The organism is Streptomyces sp. NPDC047014 (assembly GCF_040644195.1).
Classification (GTDB): Bacteria; Actinomycetota; Actinomycetes; order Streptomycetales; family Streptomycetaceae; genus Streptomyces.
Genome location: NZ_JBEYVX010000150.1, coordinates 1 through 8169 on the forward strand (window position 1 = coordinate 1; position 8169 = coordinate 8169).

Sequence of the window (8169 nt, forward strand, 5' to 3'; positions counted from 1 at the left end):
GTCCTCACACCCAAGATCGACGGAGCCACCCACCTCCACCACCACACCCTCCACCACCCCGTCACCACCTTCGTCCTCTACTCCTCCGCCGCCGGCCAACTCGGCACCGCAGGACAAGCCAACTACGCCGCCGCCAACACCTACCTCGACGCCCTCGCCCACCACCGCCGCGCCCACGGACACCCCGCCACCTCCCTCGCCTGGGGCTTCTGGGCCCAACGCACCGGCATGACCCACCACCTCGACAACGAAGAGGTGGAGCGGATGTCCCGTGCGGGCATGCGTCCGCTGGAGGACGCGGAGGGGCTCGCCCTGTTCGACGCGGCCTGCGCGGCCGACGTACCGCTGCAGGTGATCACCCGGCTGTCGCCGTCGGCGCTCAAGGGGGACCCGGAGGCGATGCCCCACCTGTTCCGCGGGCTGGTGCGGAGCACGTCCCGCCGGGTCGTACGGGCGGGCGAGGACGGTGCCGGGCTGGCGACGCGGCTGGCCGCGCTGCCGGCCGCGGAGCGGCACCGCCGGCTGCTGGACCTCGTCCGCTCGAACGCGGCGACCGTACTGGGCCACGCCTCGGCGGAATCCGTCGCGCCGGACCGGTCGTTCAGCGAGCTCGGCTTCGACTCGCTGACCGCCGTGGAGTTCCGCAACCGGCTGGCCACGGCCACCGGCCTGCGGCTGCCGGCCACGCTCGTCTTCGAGCACCCGACACCCGACGCACTGGCCGGGTTCCTGCTCGCGGAGCTCGCCCCCGCGGGGGTCTCCGACGTGGAGGCGGCGCTGTCCGGCGTGGACGCCCTGGAAGCCGCCCTCGCCGCGATCGCGGCGGACGACGGCGACCGCGACCGCGTCACGCGCAGGCTGCGCGGGCTGCTGTCCAAGTGGAGCGCCGGGGACGACGGGCCGGCTCCGGCCCACGGCCTCGACGACCTCGACACCGCCTCCACCGACGACCTCTTCGACGCGATCGACCAGGGCTTCGGGCTCTGACCCACCCCTGGCCGACCGGGAACACACCATCAAGGAGCACTGACCATGTCCGACGAGGACAAGTTCCGCGACTACCTCAAGCGGGCCGTCGCCGAGGCGCGCGGACTCCAGCAACGGCTGCGCGAGGTCGAGGACAAGGCCCGCGAGCCGATCGCGATCGTCGGCATGGCCTGCCGCTACCCGGGCGGGGCGGAGACCCCCGAGGCGCTGTGGGAGCTGGTGTCCGGCGGAACGGACGCGGTCTCGGGCTTCCCCGAGGACCGCGGCTGGGACCTGGACCGGCTCTACCGCACCGACGCCGGCGAGTCGGGTGCCTCGACCACCCTGGAGGGAGGGTTCCTGCACGGGGCCGGCGACTTCGACGCCGACTTCTTCGGGATCTCCCCCGTCGAGGCCACCGCCACGGACCCCCAGCAGCGGCTGCTGCTGGAGACCTCGTGGGAGGCGCTGGAACGCGCCGGGGTGGACCCCCGGACCCTGCGCGGCACCGCCACCGGCGTGTTCTTCGGCGGTACCGGCGGTGACTTCGCCGGGCTGCTCGGCGCCTCGTCGATGGCGTCCGAGGGCTACATGCTGACCGGTACCTCCAGCAGTGTCCTGTCCGGCCGGGTCGCCTACGTGCTCGGGCTGGAGGGGCCCGCGGTCACCGTCGACACGGCTTGCTCCTCCTCCCTGGTGTCCATGCACCTGGCGGTGCAGGCGCTGCGGAAGGGCGAGATCTCGCTGGCGCTGGCCGGCGGCGTCTCCGTGCTGTCCACCCCCGGAGCCTTCCCCGAGTTCTCCCGTCAGGGCGGACTGGCCTCGAACGGCCGGTGCAAGGCGTTCTCCTCGGACGCCGACGGCACCGGCTGGGGCGAGGGCGTCGGCGTGGTCGTCCTGCAGCGGCTGTCCGAGGCCCGGCGCGACGGAAACCGCGTGCTGGCCGTGCTGCGGGAGACCGGGATCAACCAGGACGGCGCCAGCAACGGCCTGACCGCGCCCAGCGGCCCCGCGCAGCGCCGCCTCATCCTGCGGACCCTGGACGGCGCCGGACTGTCCACCGCCGAGGTGGACATGGTGGAGGCGCACGGTACGGGCACCACGCTGGGCGACCCGATCGAGGCGCGGGCCCTGCTGGCCACCTACGGCCAGGACCGCCCCGCGGACGAGCCGCTGTGGCTCGGCTCCATCAAGTCCAACATCGGCCACACCCAGTACGCCGCCGGGGTCAGCGGTGTGATCAAGACGGTCATGGCGCTGCGGCACGGCGTCATGCCCAGGACCCTGCACGTGTCGGAGCCGACCCCGCACGTCGACTGGTCCAAGGGCGCGGTGCGCCTGCTCACCGAGAACCGCGCCTGGCCGGACCGGGGCCGCCCCCGGCGCGCCGCCGTCTCCTCCTTCGGCGTCAGCGGCACCAACGCCCACGTCATCCTGGAGCAGGCTCCGGAGCCCGCCGAGGAGACCGCCGAGGGGGAGGCCGCCCCCGGGACGGCGCTGCCGTCCACGCCGTGGGTGGTCTCCGGCCGCGGTGAGGCCGCGCTGCGTGCCCAGGCCCGGCGGCTCCTGGACCACCTCGCGGAGCACCCGGAGCAGAGCCCGGCGGACGTGGGGCTGTCGCTGGCGGGGACGCGTGCGGCGTTCGAGCACCGGGCGGTCGTCCTGGGCGGTGACCGGGAAGCGCTGCTGGCCGGGCTGCGGGCGGTCGCGGAGGGCGAGGACGGCACCGGTGTGGTGTCGGGCCGGGCCTCGGGCAGTGGTGTGGTGTTCGTGTTCCCGGGTCAGGGTTCGCAGTGGGTCGGCATGGGCCGGGAGCTGTGGGACTCGTCGCCCGTGTTCGCGGAGTCGATGGTGGCGTGCGAGCGCGCGCTGTCGCCGCTGGTGGACTGGTCGTTGCGGGACGTGGTGTTCCGTGACGCGGATGATCCGCTGTGGGGCCGGGTGGATGTGGTCCAGCCGGTGCTGTGGGCGGTGATGGTCTCCCTCGCGGCGGTGTGGCGTTCCTTCGGTGTGGAGCCGGCCGCGGTGATCGGCCACTCGCAGGGGGAGGTTGCCGCCGCGTGCGTCGCCGGGGGCCTGTCGCTGGAGGACGGTGCCCGCGTGGCCGCCGTCCGCTCACGCCTGGTGCTGGAGAAGCTGTCCGGTAAGGGCGGCATGGTGTCGGTGTCCCTGCCGGTCGCGGACGTGGAGGAGCGGATCGCATCCTTCGACGGCCGGGTCGGTGTGGCCGCCGTCAACGGGCCTGCCTCCGTGGTCGTTTCGGGCGAGCCCGAGGCACTGGACGAACTGCTCGCCTCCTGCGAGGCCGACGGCGTGCGGGCACGTCGTATCGCCGTGGATTACGCCTCCCACTCCGCGCAGGTCGACGCCCTCAACGAAGACCTCCTGCGGGAACTCGCCGACATCCAGCCGCAGTCCTCGCCCGTCGCCTTCCACTCCACGGTGACCGGCGAGCAGATGGACACCGCCGGGCTGGACGCCCGCTACTGGCTGCGCAACATGCGCGAGACGGTCGCCTTCGAAGGAGCGGTGCGCGCCACGCTCGGCGAGGGGCACCGGACCCTGCTGGAGATCAGCCCGCACCCCGTGCTGACCATGGCGGTCCAGGAGGCCATCGACAGCGCCGGGGTCACCGCCCACTCGTCCGGCTCGCTGCGGCGCGAGGACGGCGGCACCGGCCGCCTGCTGAACTCGCTCGCCGAGGCGTACGTCGCCGGCGCCCCCGTCGACTGGACCGAGGCGTTCGCCGGTGCCGGCGCCCACCGCGTGGACCTGCCCACGTACGCCTTCCAGCGGCAGCGGTACTGGCTCCGCCTCGCCGCCTCCGGGTCCGGCGACGTGACGGCGGCGGGTCTCGGGAACCCCGGGCACCCGCTGCTGGGCGCCTCCGTCGAGCCCGCGGAGACCGACGGCCTCGTCCTGACCGGCCGCATCTCGCTGCGGGACCATCCGTGGCTGGCCGACCACCGCGTCATGGGTGCGGTACCGCTGCCCGGGACGGCCTTCGTCGAGCTGGCGGTGGTCGCGGGTGATCTGGTCGAGTGCCCGGGGATCGAGGAACTGACCATGGAGGCCGCGCTCCTGCTCCCCGAGAGCGGCGCCCTCGACCTCCAGCTCACGGTGGGCGCCCCCGACGGGACGGGCCGGCGCGAGATCGGTTTCTTCGCCCGTACGGACGACGACGACATCGCGGCGGCCGGCTGGACCCGGCACGGCTCGGGTGTCCTGTGCCCGGCCGTCCCCGTACCGGACGAGGAGCCGGGCGCCTGGCCTCCGGCCGGTGCCGAGCCGCTCGGACTCGACGGGCTGTACGCGCAGTCGCCGGACAGCCCCTTCGCCTACGGGCCCGCCTTCCACGGCCTGCGCGCGGCCTGGTCGCGCGGCCGGGAGGTGTTCGCGGAGGTACGGCTCCCCCGCGAGCTGCACGAGCAGGCTTCCGACTACCTGCTGCACCCGGCGCTGCTGGACGCGGCGCTGCACGCGGTCGGCCTGGGCGAACTGCTGGACACGGGCGGGCAGCCGCTGCGTCCCTTCGCCTGGAACGAGGTGTCCCTGCACGCCGGTGGCGCGACCGCGCTCCGGGTGACCCTGTCCCCCGCCGGGCAGAACGCCGTGTCCCTGCACGCGGCAGACGGCACGGGCGCGCCGGTGATCACGGTCGGTTCGCTGATGCTGAGGCCCGTGGACGTCACGGAACCGGCCGCCGGCCGGTCCGCCGTGCATCCCTCGCTGCTGTCCCTGGCCTGGACCCCGCTGCCGCTTCCGGCGGCGGACGCCGCTCCGTGGGCCGTGCTCGGTACGGCCCCGGCCGGCCGGACGCCGTGGACGGGCCCGGTCGTCCCGCCCCAGGAGTACGCCGATGTCGCCGCGCTGGCCGCGTCGGTGGCCGGGGGCGGGCCCGTACCCCGGTTCGTCCTGCTGGACCTGACGGCCGGTGAGCCCTCCGGGGCCGGGCTCCTCACGGCCACCCGGGAACGCGCCCAGCGGGTCCTGGACGCGGCCCGCGCCTGGGTCGCGGAGGACCTCGACGAGCGGCTCGCCGCGGTCACGCTGGTGGTGGCCACCCGGGACGCGGTGGGTGCGGCGGCGCAGGACCGGACGGCCGGGCTGGCCTCCGCCCCGCTGTGGGGGCTGGTGCGCTCCGTGCAGTCGGAGAATCCCGGCCGGTTCGTGCTGCTGGACACCGACGGGCTGCCCGAGTCCTGGCAGGTGCTGCCGGCCGCGCTCGCGACGGGCGAGGCCGAGATCGCCCTGCGCTCCGGCACCGCGCTGGTCCCCCGGCTCGACCGGACGAGGACGGCCGGGGACACCGGCACGGAACCGCTGCCCGGCACCGCGCTCGACGCGCTCGACCCGGCGGGCACCGTACTGGTGACCGGCGCGACCGGCGGCCTGGGCGCCCTCGTCGCCACCCACCTCGCCGAACGGCACGGCGTACGCAACCTCCTGCTGCTCAGCCGCCGGGGCCCGCGGGCCGAGGGGGCCACCGAGCTCGTCCGGCAGCTGGAGAAGCACGGCGCGACCGTGACCCTGGCGGCCTGCGACGCGGCGGACCGCGAGGCGCTGGCGGCCGTACTCGCCGCGATCCCCGCCGATCAGCCGCTGACCGCGGTGGTGCACTGTGCCGGAACCGCCGAGAACGGCCTGCTGGCCACGCTCGACCCGGGCATGATCGACCGGGTCTTCCGCGCCAAGGTGGACGCCGCGGTCCATCTGCACGAACTGACCGAGGACGTGGACCTGTCGGCCTTCGTGCTGTTCTCGTCGATCGCGGGCACCCTCGGCGGCACCGGGCAGGGCAACTACGCGGCGGCCAACACCTTCCTGGACTCCCTCGCCCGGCACCGGCGGGCCCGCGGCCTCGCCGCCACCTCGCTGGCCTGGGGCCTGTGGGCGACCGAGCGCGGCATGGGCGGCGGCCTCACCGAGGCCGCCTCGGCCGGCACCCCGATGCGCGGGGTGCGGGCCCTGCCCACCGAGGAGGGGCTGGCCCTCTTCGACCTCGGCTGGCGCTCCGCCGAACCGGTGCTGTTCCCGGCCCGCCTGGCCGGCGCCGCGCTGCGCGCCCAGGCCGCCGCCGGGACGCTCCCGCCGGTCCTGCGCGGCCTGTTCCGCACCTCGGCCCGCCGCACGGCGGGCACCGAGACCCAGGACGCGGGCGCCCAGCTGCGCCGCCGGCTGGCGGAGATGATGCCGGTCGAGCGGCAGGAGACCCTGCTCGCCCTGGTCCGCGGGCGGATCGCGGCCGTGCTCGGGCACGGCTCCCCGGACCGCATCGAGGCGGACCGCCCGTTCCGCGATCTCGGCTTCACCTCGCTGACCGCGGTGGAACTGCGCAACCGGCTGAACGCGGCGACCGGCCTGCGCCTCCCGGTGAGCCTCGTCTTCGACTACCCGACGCTGGACGCGCTCGTACCGCTGCTGCTGGGGAAGCTGGTCCCGGACGGCGGCCCGGCGGCCGGGCGGGAGAAGGACGACGAGGAGACGGAGATCCGCCGCCTCCTGGCGACGGTCCCCCTGTCCCGGCTGCGCGAGACGGGCCTGCTGGACCCGCTGCTCGAACTGACCGGGGAGCGGGGCGGGACCAGGCAGGGCGACGCCTCCGACCGCAGTGCCGAGATCCAGTCCATGGACGTGGCGGCGCTGCTCGCGATGGCCAGGAGCACGAGCTCCACGGACGGTACGTCGTCGTCCGCGCACGAAGCGTAATACGGGCGAGGTAAGGGGCGGACTTTAGGGGTCGGCGGCTCATAGCCTCCGAAAGGGCGCCGCCCTCCCCTGCCCCGTCGCCTCGCCCTTCGCGGTCTCTGAACCGCTCCAGCCCGAACCCACAGGAAACCGGAGTTCCTTCCATGAGCGAATCGACCGCCGAACCCATCCCGTTCCCCTTCCCGGACCCGTCCTTCATCGGCGATCTGCCTCCCGAGCTGGCGGAGATCCGCGACGGCGACTCCGTGGTGGAGGTGAAGTTCCCGGACGGCATGGGCGGCTGGCTGGTGACCAAGCACGCGGACATCCGCAAGGTCCTGGTCGACCCCCGGTTCAGCAGCAAGGTCATGGCCGCGGCGGCCGCCGCGATGTCGGAGACCGAGACCGGCAAGCTGATGAACGAGTCCCTCGTCGGCATGGACGCCCCCGAGCACACCCGGCTGCGCAAGCTGGTGTCCAGGGCGTTCACGGCCCGCCGCATGGAGCTGATGCGCCCGCGCGTCGCCCAGCTGGTCGGTGAGTACCTCGACGAGCTGGAGACCAGGCCGCAGCCGGTCGACCTGGTCAAGAACTTCGCACTGCCGCTGCCGGTGCGCGTGATCTGTGAGCTCCTCGGCGTTCCCGCCGAGGACCAGGACACCTTCCACGCCTGGTCCAACGCCCTTCTCGGTGACTGGCAGCAGGTCGTCGAGAAGGAGGCCGCCACGGTGTCGCTGGTGAACTACTTCACCGAGCTGGTCGCGGCCAAGCGCGAGCAGCCCGCCGACGACCTGATGAGCGACCTGATCCGCATCAGCGAGGACGACGAGACGCTCACCACGCGCGAGATCGTAGCCCTCTCCATCGGCATCCTCAGCGCCGGTCACGAGACCACCGCCAACCAGATCGGCATGTTCGTCCTGACCCTGCTGCACAACCCGGACGAGCTCGCGAAGCTGCGGGCCAACCCCGAGGCCGTGCCGCAGGCCGTGGAGGAGCTGCTGCGCTTCGTACCGCTGACCACGACCGGCGGGATCATCCCCCGGCTCACGACCGCCCCGGTCGAGCTGAGCGACGGCAGGACGCTGCCGGCCGGTGTCGTGGTGATGCCCGCCGTGGCCACCGGGAACCGCGACCCCGAGCTGTTCGAGGACGGTGAGCGGCTGAACCTGTCCCGCCAGCCCAACCCGCACCTCGCCTTCGGCGCCGGCATCCACCACTGCCTGGGTGCCCAGCTGGCCCGTATCGAGCTGCAGGAGGCGCTGGCCGCCCTGCTGGCCCGCTTCCCGGACCTCGCGCTCGGCGTGCCGGAGTCGGAGCTGCGGCTCAAGCCGGCCTCGATCGTCCGCGGCCTGGAGTCCCTGCCCCTCACCTGGTAACGGCTCACCCTCCGTACGGCGTCGGCCCCCGGGACCTTCTGGTCCCGGTGCCGCTTGACGAAGCCGAGCTTGTCGCCGACGTTCTCCGCGAAGCCCTCGGGGTCGTAGTCCAGCTGCAGCATGACCTTGGTCTTGC

General features: G+C 74.1%; 3 protein-coding genes and 1 pseudogene. 3 read left to right on the forward strand and 1 reads right to left on the reverse strand.

Translation table 11 applies throughout. From position 1 onward, the window contains the following. The 3 genes from ABZ873_RS33335 to ABZ873_RS33345 all read left to right on the forward strand — a co-directional run. Positions 1 to 987, forward strand: a 987-nt coding sequence (locus ABZ873_RS33335) for a KR domain-containing protein (protein ID WP_360880344.1), incomplete at its 5' end; no start/stop codon positions are given. Between the two features lie 45 nt (positions 988 to 1032). Continuing rightward, positions 1033 to 6675 carry a type I polyketide synthase gene (locus ABZ873_RS33340; protein ID WP_360880347.1) on the forward strand — a complete coding sequence of 1881 codons (5643 nt, stop codon included), beginning with the start codon at positions 1033 to 1035 and terminating at the stop codon, positions 6673 to 6675. Positions 6676 to 6818: 143 nt separating this feature from the next. Continuing rightward, positions 6819 to 8033, forward strand: a complete 1215-nt coding sequence (locus ABZ873_RS33345; protein WP_360880350.1) for a cytochrome P450 — start codon at positions 6819 to 6821, stop codon at positions 8031 to 8033. Between the two features lie 50 nt (positions 8034 to 8083). On the opposite strand, the pseudogene ABZ873_RS33350 reads toward ABZ873_RS33345, so the two are convergent. After that, a pseudogene (locus ABZ873_RS33350) lies at positions 8084 to 8169 on the reverse strand (cyclase); the annotation flags it as partial.

Bases quoted from the DNA above. Each gene is read 5' to 3' on its own strand.
- ABZ873_RS33340 (WP_360880347.1), top strand. From the start codon at position 1,033: ATGTCCGACGAGGACAAGTTCCGCGACTACCTCAAGCGGGCCGTCGCC.
- ABZ873_RS33345 (WP_360880350.1), top strand. From the start codon at position 6,819: ATGAGCGAATCGACCGCCGAACCCATCCCGTTCCCCTTCCCGGACCCG.